Origin of the sequence: Streptomyces sp. NPDC026589, from assembly GCF_040638385.1 — a bacterium.
In the GTDB taxonomy this organism is placed as follows: domain Bacteria; phylum Actinomycetota; class Actinomycetes; order Streptomycetales; family Streptomycetaceae; genus Streptomyces.
Genome location: NZ_JBEZYG010000019.1, coordinates 1 through 20,782, shown reverse-complemented (window position 1 = coordinate 20,782; position 20,782 = coordinate 1). Strand labels below are relative to the sequence as shown.

The 20,782-nt window shown below is 74.3% G+C and carries 18 protein-coding genes and 1 pseudogene; 13 read left to right on the top strand and 6 right to left on the bottom strand.

Going from position 1 to position 20,782, the window contains the following annotated elements:
- Positions 1-36 precede the first annotated feature (36 nt).
- Together AB0F29_RS28620 and AB0F29_RS28615 are read left to right on the top strand one after the other, a co-directional pair.
- Entirely contained in the window at positions 37-354 is a 318-nt protein-coding gene (locus AB0F29_RS28620; protein WP_018956653.1) for a hypothetical protein, read from the top strand.
- 143 nt (positions 355-497) lie between these two features.
- The gene (locus AB0F29_RS28615; protein WP_361877701.1) at positions 498-1,427 is read left to right on the top strand and encodes a YihY/virulence factor BrkB family protein; all 930 of its coding nucleotides are present in this window, start codon (positions 498-500) and stop codon (positions 1,425-1,427) included.
- Here AB0F29_RS28615 and AB0F29_RS28610 read toward each other — a convergent pair.
- Complete coding sequence (locus tag AB0F29_RS28610) at positions 1,405-2,415, bottom strand: zinc-binding dehydrogenase (RefSeq protein WP_361877698.1); 1,011 nt, start codon at positions 2,413-2,415, stop codon at positions 1,405-1,407. The two genes, AB0F29_RS28615 and AB0F29_RS28610, sit on opposite strands and share 23 nt — an antisense overlap.
- 60 nt (positions 2,416-2,475) lie before the next feature.
- On the opposite strand from AB0F29_RS28610, the pseudogene AB0F29_RS28605 reads away from it, so the two are divergent.
- Positions 2,476-2,766 (top strand): annotated as a pseudogene (locus AB0F29_RS28605) (TetR-like C-terminal domain-containing protein); the annotation flags it as partial.
- Positions 2,767-2,842: 76 nt separating this feature from the next.
- On the opposite strand, the gene AB0F29_RS28600 reads toward AB0F29_RS28605, so the two are convergent.
- Positions 2,843-3,691 (bottom strand): M12 family metallo-peptidase, encoded by an 849-nt coding sequence (locus AB0F29_RS28600; RefSeq protein WP_361877695.1) that lies wholly within the window; start codon positions 3,689-3,691, stop codon positions 2,843-2,845.
- Between the two features lie 227 nt (positions 3,692-3,918).
- Here AB0F29_RS28600 and AB0F29_RS28595 point away from each other — a divergent pair, with 227 nt between their 5' ends.
- The 9 genes from AB0F29_RS28595 (at position 3,919) to AB0F29_RS28555 (ending at position 14,265) form a co-directional block, all read left to right on the top strand.
- Positions 3,919-4,791, top strand: coding sequence for an ABC transporter substrate-binding protein (locus AB0F29_RS28595; protein WP_361877692.1), 873 nt, complete (start codon positions 3,919-3,921; stop codon positions 4,789-4,791).
- Between the two features lie 274 nt (positions 4,792-5,065).
- Complete coding sequence (locus AB0F29_RS28590; protein WP_361877689.1) at positions 5,066-5,743, top strand: helix-turn-helix domain-containing protein; 678 nt, start codon at positions 5,066-5,068, stop codon at positions 5,741-5,743.
- Positions 5,740-7,200: an MFS transporter gene (locus AB0F29_RS28585; RefSeq protein ID WP_361877686.1), complete on the top strand. Its 1,461-nt coding sequence runs from the start codon at positions 5,740-5,742 to the stop codon at positions 7,198-7,200. Before AB0F29_RS28590 ends, AB0F29_RS28585 begins: the two co-directional genes overlap by 4 nt.
- Positions 7,193-8,125 (top strand): carbohydrate kinase, encoded by a 933-nt coding sequence (locus AB0F29_RS28580; RefSeq protein WP_361877683.1) that lies wholly within the window; start codon positions 7,193-7,195, stop codon positions 8,123-8,125. The genes AB0F29_RS28585 and AB0F29_RS28580 overlap by 8 nt, the downstream gene beginning before the upstream one ends.
- 181 nt (positions 8,126-8,306) lie before the next feature.
- A complete protein-coding gene (locus tag AB0F29_RS28575) occupies positions 8,307-9,341 on the top strand; it encodes a beta-ketoacyl-ACP synthase 3 (protein ID WP_361878020.1) in 1,035 nt (344 codons plus the stop codon).
- Positions 9,325-10,581: a beta-ketoacyl-[acyl-carrier-protein] synthase family protein gene (locus AB0F29_RS28570; RefSeq protein WP_361877680.1), complete on the top strand. Its 1,257-nt coding sequence runs from the start codon at positions 9,325-9,327 to the stop codon at positions 10,579-10,581. Before AB0F29_RS28575 ends, AB0F29_RS28570 begins: the two co-directional genes overlap by 17 nt.
- A 73-nt stretch (positions 10,582-10,654) precedes the next feature.
- Positions 10,655-12,664: an acyl-CoA dehydrogenase gene (locus tag AB0F29_RS28565; RefSeq protein WP_361877677.1), complete on the top strand. Its 2,010-nt coding sequence runs from the start codon at positions 10,655-10,657 to the stop codon at positions 12,662-12,664.
- Positions 12,665-12,769: 105 nt separating this feature from the next.
- Entirely contained in the window at positions 12,770-13,045 is a 276-nt protein-coding gene (locus tag AB0F29_RS28560) for an acyl carrier protein (protein ID WP_018956640.1), read from the top strand.
- Positions 13,042-14,265: a beta-ketoacyl-[acyl-carrier-protein] synthase family protein gene (locus AB0F29_RS28555; protein WP_361877673.1), complete on the top strand. Its 1,224-nt coding sequence runs from the start codon at positions 13,042-13,044 to the stop codon at positions 14,263-14,265. Before AB0F29_RS28560 ends, AB0F29_RS28555 begins: the two co-directional genes overlap by 4 nt.
- A gap of 391 nt (positions 14,266-14,656) precedes the next feature.
- Here AB0F29_RS28555 and AB0F29_RS28550 read toward each other — a convergent pair whose 3' ends face one another.
- Complete coding sequence (locus AB0F29_RS28550; protein WP_361877670.1) at positions 14,657-15,694, bottom strand: PRC and DUF2382 domain-containing protein; 1,038 nt, start codon at positions 15,692-15,694, stop codon at positions 14,657-14,659.
- A gap of 282 nt (positions 15,695-15,976) precedes the next feature.
- Between AB0F29_RS28550 and AB0F29_RS28545 the strand changes: the two genes are divergently transcribed.
- A complete protein-coding gene (locus AB0F29_RS28545) occupies positions 15,977-16,714 on the top strand; it encodes an adenosylcobinamide amidohydrolase (RefSeq protein WP_361878017.1) in 738 nt (245 codons plus the stop codon).
- 15 nt (positions 16,715-16,729) lie between these two features.
- On the opposite strand, the gene AB0F29_RS28540 is transcribed toward AB0F29_RS28545, so the two are convergent.
- From AB0F29_RS28540 to AB0F29_RS28530, 3 genes are read right to left on the bottom strand one after another with little or no spacing between them, the layout of a single operon-like run.
- Complete coding sequence (locus AB0F29_RS28540) at positions 16,730-17,983, bottom strand: sulfite oxidase (protein ID WP_361877667.1); 1,254 nt, start codon at positions 17,981-17,983, stop codon at positions 16,730-16,732.
- Positions 17,984-17,999: 16 nt separating this feature from the next.
- The gene (locus AB0F29_RS28535; RefSeq protein ID WP_361878014.1) at positions 18,000-19,226 is read right to left on the bottom strand and encodes a homoserine O-acetyltransferase; all 1,227 of its coding nucleotides are present in this window, start codon (positions 19,224-19,226) and stop codon (positions 18,000-18,002) included.
- The gene (locus AB0F29_RS28530) at positions 19,223-20,584 is read right to left on the bottom strand and encodes a bifunctional o-acetylhomoserine/o-acetylserine sulfhydrylase (protein ID WP_361877664.1); all 1,362 of its coding nucleotides are present in this window, start codon (positions 20,582-20,584) and stop codon (positions 19,223-19,225) included. Before AB0F29_RS28530 ends, AB0F29_RS28535 begins: the two co-directional genes overlap by 4 nt.
- Between the last annotated feature and the right edge of the window lie 198 nt (positions 20,585-20,782).

Here is a 20,782-nt window from a genome sequence, read left to right as displayed (position 1 = left end):
ATCGCGGCGCCGTCGCGGCTGCGGCACAGTGGGCACATGGACGACCTCAACGCACTCGCCGAGGAACACCTGACCGCGGCCCGCGCCTCCGCGCACGGCCGCAGCGCCCACCTCCTGCTCCAGCAGCACCCCTTGCGGCAGACGGTGATCGCCCTCACCGAGGGGACGGCGCTCGACGAGCACAACGCGCCGCCCGCCGCCTCGCTCCTCGTCCTGCGCGGCAGCGTCCGCCTCACCGCCGCCTCCGGAGACGCCGAGCTGCCGTCCGGGAGCCTGCACCCGATCCCGCAGGAACGGCACGGACTGCTGGCGCTCCAGGACGCCGTGGTCCTGCTCACGGCCGTCAACGACTGACCCGGCCGGGGCGCGCGGTACCGGCCGGGGTGGGGTGTGCTTCGGCCGCGACGTGGCAGGAGAGGATCGAGCGGAGCAACCGTGTCCGGAAACGGACAGGTCGCGTCGCCCACCGCGTCCGCCCACGTCCCCGGAGTACCAGCTTGTCCACCCAGACCGCTTCCGCCGCGGAAAACACCGCCCCCGCCGCCCTGCCCCGCCGCTGGGGCGCCGCCCTGCGGCGTACACCGGTCTCGCTGTGGAACGACGACGTCACCGACTGGGCCGCCGCCCTGACGTACTACGCCATCCTCGCCCTGCTCCCGGCGCTCCTGGTCACCGTCTCCGTGATCGGGCTGGCCAACCCCGACGCGACCGGCGCCCTGATCGCCGACATCACCGCGTTCGCCCCGGCCGAGTCGGGCGAGGCGCTGCGCAGGCCCTTGGAGGCGGCGACCGAACAGCGCTCCGCCGTCTGGCTGCTCGTCGCCACCGGGTCCGTGAGCGCCGTGTGGTCCGCGTGCAGCTACCTCGCGGTCTTCCGCCGGGCGATGCACGCCATGCACGGCGTCCGGGACACGCGCCCGCCCCTGCGTCAGGCGCACATCATCCTCGTCTCCGCGTTCGGCCTGCTCCTCCTGCTGATGACCAGCGCCTTCGCCATCGTCATGACCGGCCCGGTGGCCCGCTGGCTGGGCCGCCTCATCGGCCTGCCGCACGAGGGGGAGACCCTGTGGGCGGCGCTGAAGTGGCCGCTGCTGGTCTTTCTCGTGGCCTGTCTGATCATGGTCCTCTTCAGCACCGGGCCCCGCTCCGCGCGCGGTGTCCGCCGGGGCCTGCCCGGCGGGATCCTCGCCGCCTTCTGCTGGCTCACCGCGTCGGCGCTGTTCGCTCTCTACGCGACCCAGGTCGGCAGCTACAGCAGGCTGTACGGATCGCTCGCCGGGCTCGTCGTCTTCCTCATCTGGGTCTGGTTCGCCAACCTCTCGCTGCTGGCCGGCGCCCAGTTCAACGTGGAGCTGCTGCGGCCCGAGCCGGAGCGGGAGGCCGGCGCCCACGCCGGGGAGCCCGTCACGGCCGCAGAACGATCCTGACCGGGTCGCCCTCCTTGGTCTCCATCCGTCGCACGGCTGCCACCGCGTCCTCCAGGGGCACGACGTCGGTGATCGACCGGGAGAAGTCCAGCCGGCCGCCCTCGGTGAGCCGGACGAGCTGCGTCACATGGTGTCCCTCCGAGCCGTAGTGGCCCAGGATGCGGTGCTGGAGGTAGCTGAACAGGGTGGGGCGGGCGACGGTCAGAGGCTGGTCGGTCAGCCCCACCAGCACCAGCCGCCCCTTCGGGGCCAGCGTGGTCAGCGCCTGTTCGCGGGCCGCGGGGACCCCGGCGAAGTCGAACGCCGCCTCCAGGCCCATGCCGCCCGTCGCCCCGAGAACCTTCTCGCGGAACAGCGGATCGGCGGGGTCCAGCGCCAGGTCGGCCCCGAACTCCAGGGCCCTCCGCCGGGCCGCCGGAGCGGGGTCCACCGCGACGACCGGGTGCGCGCCCACCGCCCGCAGCAACTGCACGGCGTGCGCGCCGAGCCCGCCCGCGCCCCAGACGCCCACGGCCTCCGCCGCCCGGACGTCGCCGGTTGCGGTCACCGCCGCCCAGGGCGTCGAGACCGCGTCCGGGATGATCGCGGCCTGCTCGAAGGGGAGGGCGTCGGGCAGGGCGACGAGGGTCGACGCGGTGGCGAGGGCGTACTCGGCCCAGCCGCCGTCGTAGTCGACGCCGCGCGTGTGCGTCCGGCCCCGGCGCTGCTCGCCCGCCTGGAGCACCACCCTGGTGCCGGGCGCCCATCCGGTGACGTCCGGACCCGGCTCCGCCACCGTCCCGGCCACCTCGTGGCCCAGGGTGACGGTGTCCCCCTCCAGGTAAAGCGGGCTCAGCGTGCCGTCGACGAGGTGCACGTCGGAGAGGCAGACCCCCGCCGCCTCGACCTTCAGCAGCACTTCGCCGGGACCGGGCACGGGCCTGTCCACCTCCTCCAGGGCGAGGGTGCGGCTGGGCAGGTGCAGACGCGCTGCGCGCATGCGTTCCATGACGGGTCCTTACGGTTCGGATCGGCGGCCTGTCGCAAGCCGCCTTGCTTTGAAACGTAGGCCGCCCTGCTCCACCCCGGCGCCGCCCCGGACGCGGGATCCGTCGAGGCGGGACGTCTGCCGTACTGGGACGCCCGGCTGGAGCGGGGCGAGGACATCGTGCGGCGTGGTGTCGAGCGTGGCGAACTGGCCCCGGACACCGACACCCGGCTGGTGGCGGAGACCCTGGCGGGGCCGTTGTTCGCCCGGGTCCTGCTGACCGGGGCGCCGCTGGACAGGGGGCTCGCGCGCCGGATCGTGGACCTGGCACTCGACGGCGCGCGCCCCCGCGACGGGCGCGTCCCCAACGGCCGAGGCCGCCTCCCCGTGAGGCGTTACGTACTCGGCCGTGCCCGGGTGCGCCGTGACGCCGCGAGAGGCCGCCGGGTCAGCGCTTGTCGCGGTATCCGGCGACGATCGGCATCGTCTCGCGCAGCACCCGTACGCCGTCGTTGACCGCGTCACCCAGTCGGTGGCCCTTCCATGTCTCCGTCGCGCTGGAGAACCGGCTGATCCGCCGGCAGTGGTCCCCGCACGCGGAGCGGTACGCCATGATCGTGTAGTGATTGCCGTCCTCGGTGATCCAGCCGGTGTTGTACGGACGGTTGCGGCTCACGCTCATCGAACCGTCCGTGTTGCCCGCCAGTGTCCTGCGGTCGTGGGCCAGGCCCAGATTGTGGCCGATCTCGTGGCTCGCCGAATCCAGGCGGATGCCGTCGACCTCGACGACCGCGTAGGCGTACTCGTCCGTGGAGCCGTCGAGCGCGGGCGTGTAGTCCGCGGTGCCGCCACCCCGCTCCTCCCGGTCCACGACGAGCGTGACCAGATCGGCGCCGTACCGCGCCCGCTGCTCGTGCACCTGGCGTCCGAGACCCACCGAGTGGTCCTTGAGGGTGGCGTGCGCGGCGTGGAACTCCTCCGAGCCCTCGTAACCGTTGGCTGTGTACGGGCGGACGACCCGGATGGCGCCGCAGAGCCCGCCCGCCGCCAGGGACCGGTTCATCCGCGTCGCGATCTCCTGGGCCGCTGAGGGGACCCGGTGCTCGCCGCCGGCCCGTTTCGCCGCCTTGGGTGTGAAGACGGCCAGCACGTCGACCACGGGACACGCCGCCGCCCTCGCCGCTCCCGCCGCCGGACCTGTCGCGGCCACGGTCGCGGCCGGGGCGTCCGCCGAGGCCGCACAGAGCGATACGCCGACGCCGACGGCCATGGCTGCCTTCAAAAGGGTCGCGCGCATGGGGAGTTGACTCCGTCCGGAAGGGGGCCGGCCGGGGGGCGCCGCCCGATGACTGAGGGTCTCTTATTTCTAACATTCCGTGATGACGGTCGCCCGCCGTGCCCGAAACCGGTTGACGACCGTTTGTTCCCTGGCCGGAGGGGTGTGGCAGCGAGGAGGTGGGCAGGTACACGTGTACGAACTCGTACGAATGGAACGGCAGTCGGCGGCAGAGGGGCGTGTGTGACGTGACGGAGCAGAGCGAATGGCGGTTCTCCGACGACCGAGGTCAGCAGTCGACGGCACCCCGGCCGCCCGGGCGGGTGCTGGCCTACGTCCAGGCCGGCGCCACCCTGTGGGATCTCGGAATCCGCCCGGTGGGGATATTCGGCTCCGACCACGACGGGCCTGAGCCCGACACGGCGAAGACCGGGACCCTGCCGCTGGGCGAGGTCGCGTACGTCGGGGCGGGGGCGGCCCTGGACGTCGAACGGCTGCTGAGCACCGGACCGGACCTCGTGGTGGCCGTCAGCTACGGCGGCGGCCACGTCTACGGCCTGACCCCCGAGGCGGCCAAGCCCCTGGAGGAGAGGGTTCCGGTGGTCGTCCTCGACGTCAGCCAGGCCCGTACGTTCGGTGAGATCGGCGGGCGGTTCGCCGAACTGGCCCGCTCGCTCGGCGCCACGGCCAGGCCGGACGCCGACCGGGACCTGGACGCCGCCCGGGAGCGGCTGCGCTCCGTGGCCGCCGTCACGTCCGCCGAAGCGCCGCGCGTGCTCGCCCTCTCCCCGGCCGGCCCGGACCAGGCGCATGTCGCGCGCCCCGGGATGTGGCCCGAGCTGCGCGTGCTCACCGAACTGGGCGTCCAGGTCGTGGAGCCGGCCGAGGGCCCGGGGGCCAACTGGTCCACGCTCGACCGCTCCGACACCTTCGCGCTGCGCCCCGAGGTGATCCTGACCGACATCCGCGCCCACGCGGCCCCGTTGGAGGTGTTGCGGGGGAGCGGGGGTGCGCCGACGCCCGTCGTCCCGTGGAACCCCGAGCCCCTCTACGGGCCCCGTGACCACGCCCGGTTCCTGGGCCTGGTCGCGGACGCCCTGGAGGCGGCGCGGGCGAGCTGAGCCGGAGCGCTGTCACCGGCCGGCGGATGCGGGGTGCGGCTACGGGGCGTGGTTACGGGGCGGGGACGAGGCCGTCGGCGACCAGAAGGGTCAGTACGGCCTCGCCCAGTGCCTGGACGGGCGCACGGGTCGGCCTGTACCTCACCTGTCGACAGGACCCGGGGACTGCGCCCCCGGGTCCTGTCGGGCGTCGCTCCGGGACCTCGCCAGATTTCCAAAAAATATTCTGCAAAAATAGTTCGGGAAAGCGCTTCTGTCGTCCTACGCTGAGGTCATGGACAGCGAAGACGGTCGTCGCGTACTCGATCCGGCGCAGGACGGGGCCGCCCTGAAGGCGCTCACCCACCCCCTGCGCCTCACCCTGCTCGGACTGCTGCGGCAGCACGGCCCGGCCACCGCCAGCGAGCTCGCGGCCAGGACGGGGGAGTCCTCGGCCTCTACCAGCTACCACCTGAGGGTGCTCGCCAAATACGCGTTCGTCACCGAGGCCGAACACCGCGACAGCCGGGAGCGGCGCTGGAAGTCCGTGCACGACATCACCTCGGTGAGCAACGAGGCGATGCACCGCAGCCCCGGTGGCAGCACGATCCTCAGCGTCCTGCGCCGTCGGCAGGTCGAGCACCTCCAGCGGTCCCTGGACCGCCACGAGGCGGACCTGGAGAGCGGCCGGCTGGGAAGGGAATGGCAGGAGCCGTCGACTTTCGACGACCGGATATCCCGGCTGACCCCGGAGTCCCTCGCCGAGCTGTGGGAGGTGGTCCGGGAGAAGGCCGACGAACTGACCGCCCGCGACGCCGGGAACCCCCGCGCCGAGCAGGTCGTCCTCTTCGCCGCAGGGTTGCCGCTGGCGCCGGAGCCGGTGGGCGGGCAGGAATACGCGGACGCCCCCGCCGGACCCGAGGCCCCGGACGCCGGAGCTCCGGATGCCCCCGCTGCCGGAGACGCCTCATGACCGGCGCGCCGGTGGTCGCCGTCCCCGTGCCGGGGCAGGGCCCGGACGAGGCGACCGCGCGCCGCCGGTTCGTCACGGCCTCCTTCCTCTTCTGGCTCCCCATCGGCATGTCCATCGCGACAGGAGTGCTCCTCTTCACCGAACGGGGCATGGGACTCGCCGCCATCGCCGGCTTCTACGCCGTGCACTCCCTCACGGCCGCCGCGATGGAACTGCCCACCGGCGGCCTCTCCGACGTCATCGGGCGACGCCCCGTCCTGGCCATCGCCGGGCTGCTCAACCTGACCGCCTTCACCCTCATCGGCCTGGGTGCGGCGGGCTGGGCCATCGCTCTCGGCATGGGGCTGATGGGCCTGGCCCGCGCCCTGTCCAGCGGGCCCGCCGAGGCCTGGTACGTCGACACCGTCCACGCCCACGCGGGGCCCGACGCCGATCTGCGTACGGGCCTGGCGCGCGGCAGCTCCGCAACCTCGGCCGCCCTCGCGCTCGGCACCCTGCTCGGTGGCGGGCTGCCCTGGCTGCTCGGCCTCGTCCCCGGCCTGGCGGAGTGGCTGGCCGACGCGACCGGCGGGCTCGTGATCCTGCTCTCCGTGCCCGCCCTGCTCGGCGCGCTGGTCGAGGTCGTCTTCGTGCTCTACGTGCTGAGCGCCCTGACCGAACCGCCGCGGCCCCGGGCGGGGGTGCGAGGGGTCGTGGGCGGGGTGCCCGCCGCCATCGCCGCCGGGCTCCGGCTCGGCGCCCGGGACGCCCTGATCCGGCGCATCCTGCTGACCGCGAGCGCCGCGGGCGCCGCGCTCGCGGCCGTCGAACTGCTCACCCCCGGCCGGGCCGCCGCGCTCATGGGAACGGCGGAGTCCGGGGCCCTGGTTTTCGCGGGGCTCGCCTGCGCCGGATTCCTCTGCTCCGCCCTGGGCAGTCAACTCGCCCCGCTCGTAGCCCGGTTCGCCGACGGCAGTGAGCGTGCGGTGCTCGTGAGCCTCGGGCTGGTGACGCTGGGGCTGAGCCTGCTCGGCCTCACCGCGCACTCGATGAGCGCCCTCGCCACTACGGCCGCCGTCACCGGCTACGGGCTGGTGTACCTGGGCCTCGGAGCCGCGGGCCCCAATGAGAACGACCTGCTGCACCGCCGGGTCGACGCCTCGGGCCGGGCCACCGCCCTCTCCGTTCAGTCCCTTTCCCTGCAACTGGTCGCCGCCGGCGCCGGGCTGGCCGCCGGCACCCTGCCGCCGGGCAGGCTGCCCTGGCTGCTGGCCGCCACGGCCGTGCTGGCCGCAGCTCTCCTCTGGCTCCGCCGGGCCGCCCCCGCGAAGCCGCTCCTCCCGCCGGATCAGCGTGGCCATGACGCCCTTCCCCCGGAGAACACGCCCCCGTCGGCGCCGGTCACCGCCACGGCGGGCGGCGGCACCGCCGGACAACTCCCCGACACGGCAACCCAGGAGACCCGCCCCCATGCCTGACCGATGTGATCCGCTGGTCATCGGCGAATGCGTCGCCGACATCGTCCGGCTGCCGGAGGAGCCCGATCGGGTCCACCCGGGCGGCAGCCCCGCGAACGTCGCGTACGGCCTGGCTCGCCTCGGCCACGACACCACCCTCCTCACCCAGCTGGGACCGGACGCCCATGGGCGGCTCATCCGGGACCACCTGACCGCCGCCGGGGTCGAGGTCCGCACCGACGACGCCACCGGCCCCACCCCGTCGGCGGCCGTCACCCTCGACGACCAGGGGCACGCCACGTACGCCTTCGAGGTGGGCTGGACCCTGGGCCCGGTCGTGCTCGACCGGGTGCCGCTCCATGTCCACACGGGCTCGATCGCGGCCGTCGTCGAGCCCGGGGCCGCGACGGTCCTGGCCGCCGTGGAGTCCCTGCGGGCCGGCGCCACCGTCAGCTACGACCCCAACGTGCGCCCCGAGTTGATGGGCGAGCGCGCCCGGGCCCTGGCTCGCGTCGAGCGCTGCGTGGCGCTGAGCGACGTGGTGAAGGCCAGCGACGAGGACCTGCGGTGGCTGTACCCGGACCAGCACGCGGAGCAGGTGGCCGAGCGGTGGCTGGCCGCCGGCCCCGCACTCGTCCTCGTCACTCGGGGCGGGGCCGGCGCGTTCGCCCTGTTCGCCGGCGGGTCTGCCGTGGCCGAAGCGCTGCCGGTCGACGTCGTCGACACCGTCGGCGCGGGCGACGCGTTCATGTCGGGGACGCTCCACGCCCTCGCCGCGCACGGCCTCCTCGGCCCCGGCGCCCGCGACCGGCTGCACGCCATGGACCGGGGCACCGTCACCGACGTCCTGCGCCACGCGGTCGCCTCCGCCGCGCTGACCGTCTCCCGGGCCGGGGCCAGCCCGCCCGGCGCGAACGAGCTCCGCGAGGCGCTCGTCAACAACTGACGCCACGTCATGACCCGTTCGGCGCAGTCGAACGCATCCTCGTGAGACGTTCCGCCGTTCGTCAACCGGATGCAGTACGACAACGGGATCGGGGCGACGGGTGGCGAGGCGACGGGTGGCCGACAGCGGTACGGAGCCGGGGAAGCAGGCGGGCGTCTTAGGCGCCGGGGCGCGCACGGCGGTGCTGGAGAGCGTGGCGGGATGGGTGCCGGGGGAGCCGGTCGGCAACGACCGGCTCCCCGCGGACTGGGAGGTCGACGACGCCTGGGTCCGCCGCCGTACCGGCATCGGCAGCCGGCACCGCGCCGGACCGGGCGTCGCCACCGGGGACCTCGCCTACGAGGCGGCCTCCCGGCTGCTGGCCCGCGGCCCGGCGGCGGGGGAGGTGGACGCGGTGATCCTCGCCACCGCCACCCCCGACCACCTCTGTCCGGGCACCGCCCCCGCGCTGGCGGCCCGGCTCGGGCTCGGCACCGTACCGGCCCTGGACATCGCCGCCGTGTGCAGCGGCTTCGTCTACGGACTCGCCGTCTGCCACGGGCTGGTCGCCTCGGGCCTCTACGACCGGATCCTGCTGGTCGGCGCCGACGTCTACTCGACCTGGCTGGACCCGGCCGACCGCTCGGCGGGCGTCGTCTTCGGCGACGGGGCGGGCGCCGCCCTGGTGGCGGCGGGGCGCTGGGGCGATCCCGGGGAACTGCTGGCGTTCGACCTGGGCAGCGACGGCACGGCCTACGACCTGATCACCGTCCCCGGCGGCGGGGCCCGCGCACGGGCGAGCGGAAAGCCGCCGGCCCCGGACGACGGGTTCTTCCGCATGCAGGGCGGCACCGTCTACCAGCACGCCGTCGAGCGGATGACCGGCTCCTGCCGGACGCTCCTGGACCGGGTCGGCTGGGACCCGGCCGAGGTCGACCGCTTCGTGCCGCACCAGGCCAACGCCCGGATCCTGCACGCCGTCGCAGAGCGGGTCGGCATCGCGCCGCAGCGCTGCGTCACCCATGTGGAGCGGGTCGGCAACACCGGCGCCGCCTCCATCCCGCTGGCCCTGGCCGACGCGGCGGGCCGAGGCCGCCTCCGCTCCGGCGACCGGGTGCTGCTCACCGCCTTCGGGGGCGGACTGACCTGGGGTTCGGCGGCACTTCGCTGGCCGGGGACCCCGGGGACCATTTCCACGGATTCTACGGAAGGAACACAGCATGTCGCTCCCCGCTGATCAGGGCACCGAGGCCGGAGCCGGCACCGCCATCGCGGTGACGGGGGTCGGCCTGGTGACACCCGCAGGGGCGGACGAGCACAGCTTCTGGGAGAGGCTGTGCTCCGGGCACTCCACCGCCCGGCGGTGCGAGGAACTGGCCGGTCTGCCGGTCGACTTCGCCTGCCCGGTCGACGGCATCGACCTGGACGCGGCGGTGGGTGGCCGGTCGGTGTGGCGGATGGCCCGGTTCGTGAAGCTGGCACTGGTGGCCGCCCGGCAGGCCGTCGCCGACGCCGGCCTCGACCCGGCACGGTGGGACGGCAGCCGGGTCGGGGTGGTCCTCGGCGTCGGCGTCGGCGGCGTCTCCGTCCTGGTGGACAACGCGGCCAAGCTGGCGGCTTCGGGCCCCGAGGCGGTCTCCCCGCTGCTCGTACCGATGATGATCCCCAACGCGGCGGCGGGCGAGGTCGCCATCGCGCTGAAGGCGGGCGGCCCCAGCCTCGCCCCCGTCACCGCCTGCGCCTCCGGGGCCACCGCCGTCGCCGTCGCCCGCGACCTGCTGCTCGGCGGCAGCTGCGACGTGGTGGTGGCGGGCGGCGCGGAGTCGGTGCTGACCCCGCTGGTGGTCACCGCCTTCGCCCGGATGGGCGCGCTCTCCACCCGCACCGACGACCCGGCCGGCGCGTCCCGCCCGTTCGCCGCCGACCGGGACGGCTTCGTCATCGGCGAGGGCGCCGCCATGCTCGTCCTGGAGCGCGAGACGGGAGCCCGCGCCCGGGGCGGCCGCCCGCGTGCCCTGCTCACCGGGGCCGGGTCCAGCACGGACGCTCACCACCCCACCGCCCCGGCCCCCGACGGGTACGGCGCCCAGCGGGCGGTCCAGGCGGCGCTGGACCAGGCGGGCTGGGCCCCGTGCGACGTCGACCACATCAACGCCCACGGCACCTCCACACCCCTCAACGACGCCATGGAGACCACCCTCATCTCCCGGCTCTTCCCGCACCGCCCGCCGGTGACCGCGCCCAAGGGGGTCGTCGGGCACACCCTGGCGGCGGCGGGCGCGATCGAGGCGGTGGCCACCGTCCTGACGCTGGAACGTGCCACCATCCCGCCGATCGCCAACCTCGACGCGCTCCCCGACGCCTTCCCGCTCGACTGCGTGACGAAGGAGCCCCGTCAGCAGCGGGTCGAGACGGCCCTGAGTCACTCCTTCGGCTTCGGCGGCCACAACGTCGCCCTCGCCTTCCAACGCGCGTGATCCACAGGGGCATTTAGGGACGGCGAGGGTGTCCTCGCCGTTCCTTGATCGTTACTTTGTTGTGACCGTTATCATGAACGACGCGGCCCCGCCGTCCACGAACGACCTGCTCACCACGGTGCTCTTCGGACCGAACTTCCGTCAGGAGCACGGGTTCTGGCGCCGACTGCTCACAACGGAGCCGTTTCGCCGTCCTGGTGGTGGCACCCCCGACGAACGACTCGCTCTCTCCTACCACCGGCTGCGGATCCTCAACAACGCGCTCGACAGCGGCGCGAGACTGGCCGCCGACCCCCGGGCGCTGGCCGCCCTGCACGAGTGGCTCGGCCCCGTCGACCCGGCGCTGACCACCGTGGCGGGCGTCCACTACAACCTCTTTCTCGGCAGCCTCCTCGACCACGACGCGGGCACACTACGCGACTTGTCGGACTTCCTCGCCCTGCGGCGCGTGGGCACCTTCCTCTGTACGGAGGTGGTGCACGGCAACGACGCGGCGGCCATCGAGACGACCGCGACGTACGACCGGGAACGCGACGGCTTCGTGTTGCACACCCCGCACGCCGGGGCGCAGAAGTTCATGCCCAACACCAGCCCCGCCGGAGGCCCCAAGTCCGGTGTGGTCGCGGCCCGGCTGCTCGTCGACGGCGCCGACCACGGGGTCTTCCTCTTCCTCGTCCCGCTCACCGACGCCCATCGCCCCCTGCCCGGTGTCCGGGTGCGGCGGCTGCCCGCCCGGATGGGTTCCCCGGTCGACCACTGCCTGACCTCTTTCGACCGCCGTTTCGTGGCGCGCGACGCGCTGCTCGCCGGACAGCAGGGACGGATCGACGACGACGGGCACTTCCGCAGCGAAGTCCCGAACCGCAGAAGGCGGTTCCTCGTCTCCATCGGCCGGGTCACCCCCGGCAAGCTCTCCATGAGCGCCTGTGCGGTCGGCTCCGCCCGGGTGACCCTGGCCATCGCCGTCCGGTACGCCGGCCACCGGATGATCTCCGGATCGCGCGCCGCGCGGCGGATCCCGGTGTACGCGCACCGCACCCATCACGGGCCGCTGGCCGGAGCGATGGCGACCGTCTACGCGATGAGCCTGCTCCACCGCAGGGCCCTGGACCGCTGGGAGTCGGCGCCGGAGACCGACCGGGACGAGGCGGAGCGCCTGGTGGCCGTCGCCAAGGGGTGGATCACCTGGCAGGCACGCGCCGTCATCGTCGAGTGCCGCGAACGGTGCGGCGCCCAGGGGCTCCTGGAGAACAACGGCATGACCGAGCTGCTCACCGGCATCGAGGGTGTGATCACCGCCGAGGGCGACAACCTCGCCGTGCACGCCAAGGCCGCCGCCGAGATGCTGTTCAGCGCCACCGGCCCGGAACCGGCCCCGGACGGCCCCGGTGACACGGACGACCCCGCCTTCCTCGGCAGGCTGTTCGCGGCGGTGGAGGACCTCTGGTTCGCCCGCGCCCGCGAGCGGATGGCCGCCGCCCCGCCCGGCGACCCGCTCGGCCGCTGGAACGCCGCCTCGTCGGCCGCGCTGCGCGGCGTCGAGGCGCACGCCTACCGGCAGGCGGACGAAGCGTACGCCGAGGCCGTCGCCTCCCTGCCCGAGGGCCCGGCGCGCGAACGGCTGTCCGAGCTGCGCAGGCTCTTCGCGCTCCGGTGGATCGCCCGCAACAGCGGCGCCCTGCTCGCGTCCGGACGGCTGACGGCCGATCAGGTCACCTTTCTGCCCGACGCGGTGGAGGACGCGGTCGCCGTCGTGGCCGAACACACGCCCGCCCTGGTGGAGTCCTTCGCGCTCCCCGAGCGCCTGATGTCGGACTGGCCGATCGCCGGACCCGGCTACGCGGACGTGTACGACGACCCCGAGGGCCCCTGGCACCGGGGCCGCAGGGCGGGAATCCGGGGCCGCGCGGCGGAGTTCCGGCGGCCCGTCTGTGGCAGCAGGCGGCGCCCGCTGCGCGAGAAGGTGGCGGCACTCGGTACGCGCGGGGTCCTGCTGGCGTACTGGGGAACCACCTCCATGCTCTCCCGATGGTTCGAGAAGCCGCAGGTGAGCGTAGACGAATCGGTTCGCCCGAAGGCGTAACCGGAAGATCGTCATCCAGTTACATCGGGCGGCGGGCCGTCGCGTCCACGCACCCGCCGCGCGGGACGAAGCCAAGCCGATGAGACGCCGATGAGAGGAACCACCATGAAGACCATCCACCCCAAGATCACCGAGGTGCTGACCGCGACGTTCAAGGTGCCCGCCGCCGAGATCCTGCCGGAGTCCACGATGGACAGCCTGGAGATGGACTCCCTCGCGGTCGCCGAGTTCGCCGTCGTCATCAAGGAGACCCTGGGCGTCGACGCGGACTCGGAGAAGCTGTACAAGGACGCCACGCTGGCCGACATCTCCGCGTACATCGACGCGGCCGTCGGCAGCGCGGCGGCCGAGGCCACGGTGCCGGTGAGCAACACCCGATGAAGCGACCCGCCATCGCCGTCACCGGGCTGGGGATGATCACCCCGGTCGGCCACACCACCGACACCACCTGGGACGGAGTCTGTGCGGGCGCGTCGCCCGCCCGCACCGTCCCCGAACTGCTCGGCTGCGCAGTCGACTTCGCCTGTACGGTCACCGGCATCGACCTCGACGACGCGGTCGGCGGCCGGACCGCTTTCCGGATGGGCCGGTACGTCAAGTTCGCCCTCCTGGCCGCCCGGGAGGCGGTCGCCGACGCCGGACTCGACCCCGAGCGCTGGGACGGCGCCCGGGTCGCCGTCGTCGTCGGCACGAGCAGCGGAGGATCCGCCGGACTCACCGAGCAGGCCGTCGCCCTGGAGCGGCGGGGCCCCGGGGCCACCTCGCCCTCGGGCATCCTGCTGACCATCCCGAGCATGCCCGCGGCCGAGATCGCCATCCGGATGAGGGCCACCGGCCCCAGCCTGGCCCCGTGCACGGCCTGTTCGTCCGGGGTGACCGCGCTGTCGGTGGCCCGGGACATGCTGACGCTGGGCCAGTGCGACATCGCCATCGCCGGGGCCACCGAGTCGATCGTGTTCCCGGTCGCCATGACCGGCTTCGCCCGCTCCGGCGCGGCAGCGCTGCGGGACGGCGACCCCGCCCGCCTCTGCCGGCCCTTCGCTGCGGACCGGGCCGGCATCGTCATGGGCGAGGGCGCGGCCGTCATGGTCCTGGAGCGGGCGGCGGACGCCCGTGCGAGAGGAGCCGTTCCCCGGGCGCTGATCGCGGGCGCGGGCGCCACCACCGACGCCCATCACCCCACCAGCCCCCACCCGTCCGGGGAGGTCGCGGGGGCGGCGGTCGACGCCGCGCTGCGCGACGCGGGCTGGCGTGCCGAGGACGTCGACCACGTCAACGCGCACGGGACGTCGACCCCCCTCAACGACGCCACTGAGGCCGCCCTCATCGGCCGGTCCTACCCGCACCGGCCGCCCGTCACCGCCCCCAAGGGCGTGCTGGGCCACTGCATGGGGGCGGCCGGCGCCATCGAAGCGGGCCTGACGATCCTCACGCTGCAGCACGGAGTGATCCCCCCGATCGCGAACCTGGACGCCCCCGAGCCCGGGTTCGACATCGACTGCGTCACCAAGGCCCCGCGCGAGGTGCCCGTACGGCGGGCCGTCAGCCACTCCTTCGGCTTCGGCGGCCAGAACGCGGTGATCGCCCTCCAGGCTCCGTAACCAGGCCCCCGCAACCCGGGCTCCGTAAGCCAAGGGCTGATCGACCCCAGGGCTGATCGACTCCCGGGCGGACTTCACCGGGCCGGTGCGGCGGGTCGATCCCGCGCCGCACCGGCCCCGCGCACAGCCGCCCGCCGCGCCGCCTCCGACCTGCCCGAAGACGCGTGCCGGCTTGCGGCCGGCTCGACGACCACGCCGGACAGCCCTGGCACACCGAGGCCAGGGCGGTCGTCGCCCCGGACGGGCCCGGCGGGCGCGCCTCGGTACGGTTCCCGCCGCGCCGCCGGGCGCGGACGGCGCCGGGACAGCCCGCCGGGCGGACCCGTGGAACGAGTCCGCCCGGCGGCCGAGGACGTGGGAGCGGCCGTGTGGCCACCTGAGGAAGTGCCGGTCAGCGGCGTCGCCCCTGGCCGAACTCGCCACCGGCGTCCTTGCCCTTGCCCATCTCCGTGCCGTCCGCGTAGTCGATCTTCTCCTTGCGGACCTCGGCGGAGACCTCCTTCTGCTCGGTGACCCGGTTGGTCTCCAGCCGGACCCGCTCCACCGGCACGGCCTCCTTGCGCACGGTGGCGCGCTCCGCGTGCAGCGTCACCTCGACGTCCTGCTCGCCGAAGTCCGTGGTCCCGGTGGTCTTCTCACCGGGCTGCAGCGGTTCGCGGACCACGCGGACCTCTTCGTGGGACACCGGCACGGTCCGGGTGACCTCCTCGGTCACCACGTACTTGTGCAACCGTGCCCTGCCGCTCTCGTACTCCTCCTTGCCGACGTGCAGCTGCTCCTCGGAGCGGATCATCTCCTCGCGGCCGCTCATGTCGGCCGACCGGGACGTGCCCGCGCCGGCGCCCGCCATCGGGCGCGCCGTGCTGGAGGCGTCCGTGTCGCGGTGCCTGCCCGTACCGCTGCCTGCTCCTGCCATGCCCGCTCCCGTCGTTCCCGCGCCGGCCGTCCCGGCGCTCGTGCCCGCCGTGGTCGCCTTCCCGGTCGCCTTGGCGCCGGGGGCCGTTCCGGTCCCACGGGCCGCGCCCGCCGCACCGGCGGCGCCCGCCGCACCCATCGCACCGGTCCCGGCCACGGTCGGCGCGTCCATGCCCGCCGACCGGCCCGACTTCCTGGTCAGGCCGTAGTGCCGGTACAGCTCCTCCTCCTCGGCCACGGAGAGGTGCGCGTCGGCGTCCACGCGCGGTGCGTCCTTGACGCTGTCCTTCGGATGCGCGACGTGCAGGTCGGAGCCCACCCGACGGGCTCCGGCGAGCGGGACGAAGCTCTCCTTCATGCCGAACAGACCGGTCTTGACCGTGACCCAGTCGGGCTTGCCGGTGTCGTCGTCGACGTACACCCGGCCCACACTGCCGACCTTCTCGCCGTCGTTGTCGTACACGGTCAGACCGTCGAGTTCTCCGGAATCCGTGAAACCGTCAGCGGCTCCCATAACCGATTCCTCCTCTCGGGCACGCCCTGTGGGTGGCTCCACCAGAGGTGGCGCGTCCGGATTCCATCGCGCCTCACCCGCATGGACGCTGCAACCGCCCGCTTGCCCGGATCCGGGCTCCCGGAAGCCCGGTGCGGGGCCCCGGGCCCGTGCGGCGGCACCGGGCCGCCCCCGAACCCGTTAGGCCAATCGGGTGAGACCCCGGGTCCCGCATATGATCGGCGGACCGTGGTGGCCGAAGGACGGACCGCCGCCGACCCGCCGAGCCACCAGGGGTGCGCCATCTCTTCCGTACGCCTCAGGCCGCCCGCGCTCCGCGGCGAACTGCGCGACCGGCACGAGGGCGGGCACCGCCTCCACCACCTCCTCTGGCGGCTGGGACCCGGCGTCCGGGTCTGCAGCAGCGCGATTCTCGGCGGCGGCATCGGCGCCCGGGCATGGATCCTCAACGCCCAGGTCCCCGGTGGCTACCCGCGCCTCGACCCGGACCGGCACCTCGCCGAGATCGCCGCCGCGGAGGGTCTCACCGGGCCGGGCGTGGGGCTGATGACCGCCGCCGACGTCGCCGCGTACACGAGCGGCCAGGACGGTGGAGTCACCGCGACCGTCACCGCCGGCCTCGGCGTACGGGGCTGGGCGGCGGCCCCCGACACCGCCACCCGGGCGCCGCGTCTGCCGGAGGCGGAGGCCTCGGCGGTGCCGTTCCCGCAGGGTCCCGCGGAGGTTCCGGCGGCCCCGTTCCGGCCGGGCACGGTCAACATCGTCGTCACGCTGCCCGTCGCGCTCTCCGACGCCGCCCTGGTCAACGCCGTCGCCACCGCCACCGAGGCCAAGGTGCAGGCACTCCTGGACGCCGGACTCGACTGCTCGGGCACCCCCACGGACGCCGTGTGCGTCGCCGCTCCCGAACCGGGACCCGACGGCGGCGAACCCTTCGCCGGACCCCGGTCCACCTGGGGCGCGAGGATCGCCCGCGCCGTGCATACCGCCGTCCTGGCGGGGGCCCGCACAGCACCGTGACGGGCCCGGGCCGGCTCAGTCCACGGTCACCGGATGCCGCACCACCGCGTCGAACAGGTAGCCCTGCGTGTTGTGCGCGGTGGCCACCGGCTGCGTACGCCCCGAGCGGTCCGTCGCCCGAGCCAGCAGCACGACCGGCCCCCGCTCGCTCGGCACCCAGTCGGCCGTCCAGCGCACCCAGCTCCCGGCCCGCGGCTCGTCCCGCAGCCGGGCCGCCCGCCAGTGCGTCCCGCCGTCGGTGCTGACCTCCACGGCCCGCACGGGCGCCCCGCCCGACCAGGAACGCCCGGTCAGCAGCGTGCGCCGATGGGCGCGGAACGAAGCGCCCGGGGCCAGCTCGAAGGCGCTCTTCAGCGTCTGCCGGGTCAACGGCGCGCTCCCCTCGGGCGGATGCCCGGGACCGAACAGCCGGTAGAGGCCCGTGTTCCACGGGGTGAGCAGTGGCCCGGAGCTCACCTCGATGTCCCCGACCCACTTGATGTTGGCGATGCCCACCCACGACGGCACGATCAGCCGGACCGGAAAGCCGTGGTCGGGCGGCAGCGGCTCGCCGTTCATCCCGTACGCGAGCAGCACGTCGTCCAGGGCCTTGGCCACCGGCAGCGGACGGCGCACCCGCCCCAGGTTCACCCCGTCGGTGACGACCTCAGCGTCCAGCCCACGCGGCAGGACGTCCACCGCGTGCCGCCCGATTCCCGCCCGGCGCAGTACGTCCGCCAGCCGCACTCCGCGCCAGCGTGCCGTCCCGATCGCCCCGAGCGTCCACGCGGTGCCGCTGACCGCCCGGCCCTGCTGCGAGGTGAAGAAGCTGCGGCCGTTGCCCGCGCACTCCACGAACGCGGTGCGCGTCGCCGGGGGGAGGGCCAGCAGATCCGCGAAGGTGAAGTCGACCGGGCCGCCACTGAGCCCGTCTCCCCAGACCGTCAGCTTCCAGTCGTTCCGGTCGATGCGCGGGGTGGCGGTGTGATTGCGGACGAAGAACCGGTCGGCCGGTGTGAGCAGCCCGGTATCCCGCAGGGCGGCGAACTTCGTCTCCGCGTTGGTGCCGCGCAGCGTGAACAGCTCCGGAGGCAGCGGCTTGACCACCCCGGGCAGTCCGTCGGCCGCCCGCGCGGGTGCGGCGGCCGAGGCCAGCGGCACGGCGGCCGAGGCCGCCGCGACCAGCTTCAGCAGATCGCGGCGGTCGATCCCGGCGGAGCGTGCCCGGCCGCCGGTCCACTGCCGCATCCGTATCCGGTCGTAGACGTTCTCGCTCGGAACCGGGCTCATGGAAGCTCCTCGCAGTTCAGGTGGGAAGGTGAGGGGAGGTGGAGGTGGAGAGGGAAGGCGCGGGAGCTGGGCGCGGATGCGGTTGCGGCAGGCTCGCGAGTAACTCCCGTACGAGCAGGCCCACCTGCTCCGTCTCGACGAGGAAACCGTCGTGCCCGCAGGGCGAGGTGATGGTGCGCGGTACGTCCGCCCCCGGCAGCAGTGCGGCCAGGCGCTCCTGCTGCGCCAGGGGATACAGCCGGTCCGAGTCGACCCCCGCGACCAGGGCGGGCATGTCCGCCCGGCGCAGCGCCCGGGCGATCCCGCCCCGGCCCCGGCCGACGTCGTGGCCGTTCATCGCCTCGGTGAGTGCCACATAGCTGCCCGCGTCGAACCGGCGCACCAGCTTGTCCGCGTGGTGGTCGAGGTAGGACTCCACCCGGTAGCGGCCCCCGTGCCCGGGCCGCTCGCCGGGCTGCGCCTCCCCGCCGAAGCGGGAGTTCAGCTCGGGTTCGCCGCGGTACGTGATGTGGGCGATGCGGCGCGCCTGCCCGAGCCCCAGGTGCGGGCCGCCGCCCGGGGGCGCCCGGTGGTAGTCGCCGCCCCGCCACCCCGGGTCGGAGCGGATCGCGCCGATCTGTACCGAGCCCCAGGCGATCTGCTCGGCGGACGCGGCCGCCGGGGCGGCGAGCACGAGCAGCGAACCGGTGCGCGCGGGCCTGCTCACCGCCCACTCCAGGGCCCGCATGCCGCCCATCGACCCGCCGACGACGGCCGCCCACCGGTCGATGCCCAGCGCGTCGGCGAGTGCCGCCTCGGCCGCCACCTGGTCCCGAACGCTCAGATACGGGAACAGCGGCCCCCACGGTGTGCCGTCGGGCCCGGGGGAGGACGGGCCGGTGCTGCCCTGGCAGCCGCCCAGGACGTTGGGCGCGACGACGAACCAGCGGTCGGTGTCGACCGCGCGGCCGGGACCGACCAGCGAGTCCCACCAGCCGGACGTCGGATGCCCCGGGCCGGCCGGCCCGGCCACATGGCTGTCGCCCGTCAGCGCGTGCAGCACCAGCACGGCGTTGGATCCGTCCGCCGCCCGCTGCCCCCAGGTCTCGTACGCCAGGCGCACCCCCGGCAGCCGGACGCCGGACTCCAGGGGCAGCGGGTCCTCGATCGCCGCCCAGCGGCGACGACCGGGCGGATCCCCCTCCCGTCGGCCGCCGGAGGCCGGTGGGAGGGGGCGTGCGCGGTGCGGGTCCCGCCGGTTCAGGACGCCGCCTTCGCCGCGCGGAAACCCGCCTCCAGGTCGGCCTTGAGGTCGTCCACGTTCTCCAGCCCCACCGACAGCCGCACCAGACCGGGCGTGGCGCCGGTGGCCAGCAGTTGCTCCTCGGTGAGCTGACTGTGCGTGGTGGAGGCCGGGTGGATGATCAGGCTCCGTACGTCACCGATATTGGCGAGGTGGCTGAACAGCTCGACGGCGTCCACGAATTGCCGCCCCGCCTCTGCCCCGCCCTTCAGCTCGAACGCCAGCACCGCCCCGGCCCCGCGCGGAAGGTAGCGCTGCCCGGCCTCGTACCAGCGGTTCGACTCCAGGCCCGCGTAGTGCACGGTCGCCACCTCGTCGCGCCGCTCCAGCCAGCGGGCCAGCTCCAGCGCGTTGGAGGTGTGCCGCTCGAGCCTCAGGCTGAGCGTCTCGACGCCCTGGAGCAGCAGGAACGCCGAGTGCGGCGAGAGGGCGGGGCCCAGGTCGCGCAGCAGTTGCACCCGGAGCTTCACCGCGAACGCGCTCGGGCCGAGGTCGGGCCAGTAGCGCAGCCCGCGGTAGCTCGGATCGGGATCGTGGAATTCGGGGAAGCGTTCGGCGTGGGCCCCGAAGTCGAACGTGCCGGCGTCCACGACCACGCCGCCGATTGTCGTGCCGTGCCCGCCGAGGAACTTGGTCGCCGAGTGGACCACGATGTCCGCGCCGTGCTCGATCGGCCGCAGCAGGAAGGGAGTGGGCACGGTGTTGTCGACGATGAGCGGCACCCCGGCCGCGTGCGCGGTGTCCGCGACGCCCCGCACGTCCAGCACGTCGCCGCGCGGATTGCCGAGCGTCTCGGCGAAGAACGCCTTCGTGTTGGGCCGGACCGCGGCCCGCCACGCCGCCAGGTCCTCCGGGTCATCGACGAACGTCACCTCGACGCCGAACCGGGGCAGCGTGTGACGGAAGAGGTTGTAGGTGCCGCCGTACAGCGACGGAGAGGAGACGATGTGGCCCCCGGCTCCGGCCAGCGTCAGGATCGCCAGTGTCTCGGCGGCCTGCCCCGAAGCCAGCGCGACGGCGGCGACACCGCCCTCCAGCGCGGCGATGCGCTGCTCCAGGACGTCCTGGGTGGGGTTGTGGATGCGGGTGTAGATGTTGCCCGGCTCGGCCAGCGAGAACACGTCGGCCGCGTGCTGCGTGTCGCGGAAGACGAAGGACGTCGACTGGTAGATCGGCACCGCGCGGGCACCGGTCGTCGGGTCCGGGGCTGCGCCGGAGTGGATCTGTTTGGTCTCGAACGACCAGGCGGCGCCAGGCTCCTGACGGTCCTGGTCCTCGGGGGTGCGGCCTGCGGTGACGGAGTCCAGGGACTGGCTCATGTGGTTCCTCGCACGGGGCGGTGACGGCTGAATACGGACCGTAAGCCGCACGGCACACCCCCGGAAGCATGTCGCCCGCCCGGCCATCAACCCGCAACGGCGCGTCATGCCCCGCAACACGGCGGCAACAGAGAAGCCACACCCGGCCGCTCCCGGGCCGCCGCTCGCCGTCGTCGCGCCGGCCGACCCGGCCGGCGC

Coding starts and splice junctions, on each gene's coding strand:
- AB0F29_RS28620 (WP_018956653.1), top strand. CDS start 37: ATGGACGACCTCAACGCACTCGCCGAGGAACACCTGACCGCGGCCCGC.
- AB0F29_RS28610 (WP_361877698.1), bottom strand. CDS start 2,415: ATGGAACGCATGCGCGCAGCGCGTCTGCACCTGCCCAGCCGCACCCTC.
- AB0F29_RS28600 (WP_361877695.1), bottom strand. CDS start 3,691: ATGCGCGCGACCCTTTTGAAGGCAGCCATGGCCGTCGGCGTCGGCGTA.
- AB0F29_RS28590 (WP_361877689.1), top strand. CDS start 5,066: ATGGACAGCGAAGACGGTCGTCGCGTACTCGATCCGGCGCAGGACGGG.
- AB0F29_RS28585 (WP_361877686.1), top strand. CDS start 5,740: ATGACCGGCGCGCCGGTGGTCGCCGTCCCCGTGCCGGGGCAGGGCCCG.
- AB0F29_RS28580 (WP_361877683.1), top strand. CDS start 7,193: ATGCCTGACCGATGTGATCCGCTGGTCATCGGCGAATGCGTCGCCGAC.
- AB0F29_RS28570 (WP_361877680.1), top strand. CDS start 9,325: ATGTCGCTCCCCGCTGATCAGGGCACCGAGGCCGGAGCCGGCACCGCC.
- AB0F29_RS28565 (WP_361877677.1), top strand. CDS start 10,655: ATGAACGACGCGGCCCCGCCGTCCACGAACGACCTGCTCACCACGGTG.
- AB0F29_RS28560 (WP_018956640.1), top strand. CDS start 12,770: ATGAAGACCATCCACCCCAAGATCACCGAGGTGCTGACCGCGACGTTC.
- AB0F29_RS28555 (WP_361877673.1), top strand. CDS start 13,042: ATGAAGCGACCCGCCATCGCCGTCACCGGGCTGGGGATGATCACCCCG.
- AB0F29_RS28550 (WP_361877670.1), bottom strand. CDS start 15,694: ATGGGAGCCGCTGACGGTTTCACGGATTCCGGAGAACTCGACGGTCTG.
- AB0F29_RS28540 (WP_361877667.1), bottom strand. CDS start 17,983: ATGAGCCCGGTTCCGAGCGAGAACGTCTACGACCGGATACGGATGCGG.
- AB0F29_RS28530 (WP_361877664.1), bottom strand. CDS start 20,584: ATGAGCCAGTCCCTGGACTCCGTCACCGCAGGCCGCACCCCCGAGGAC.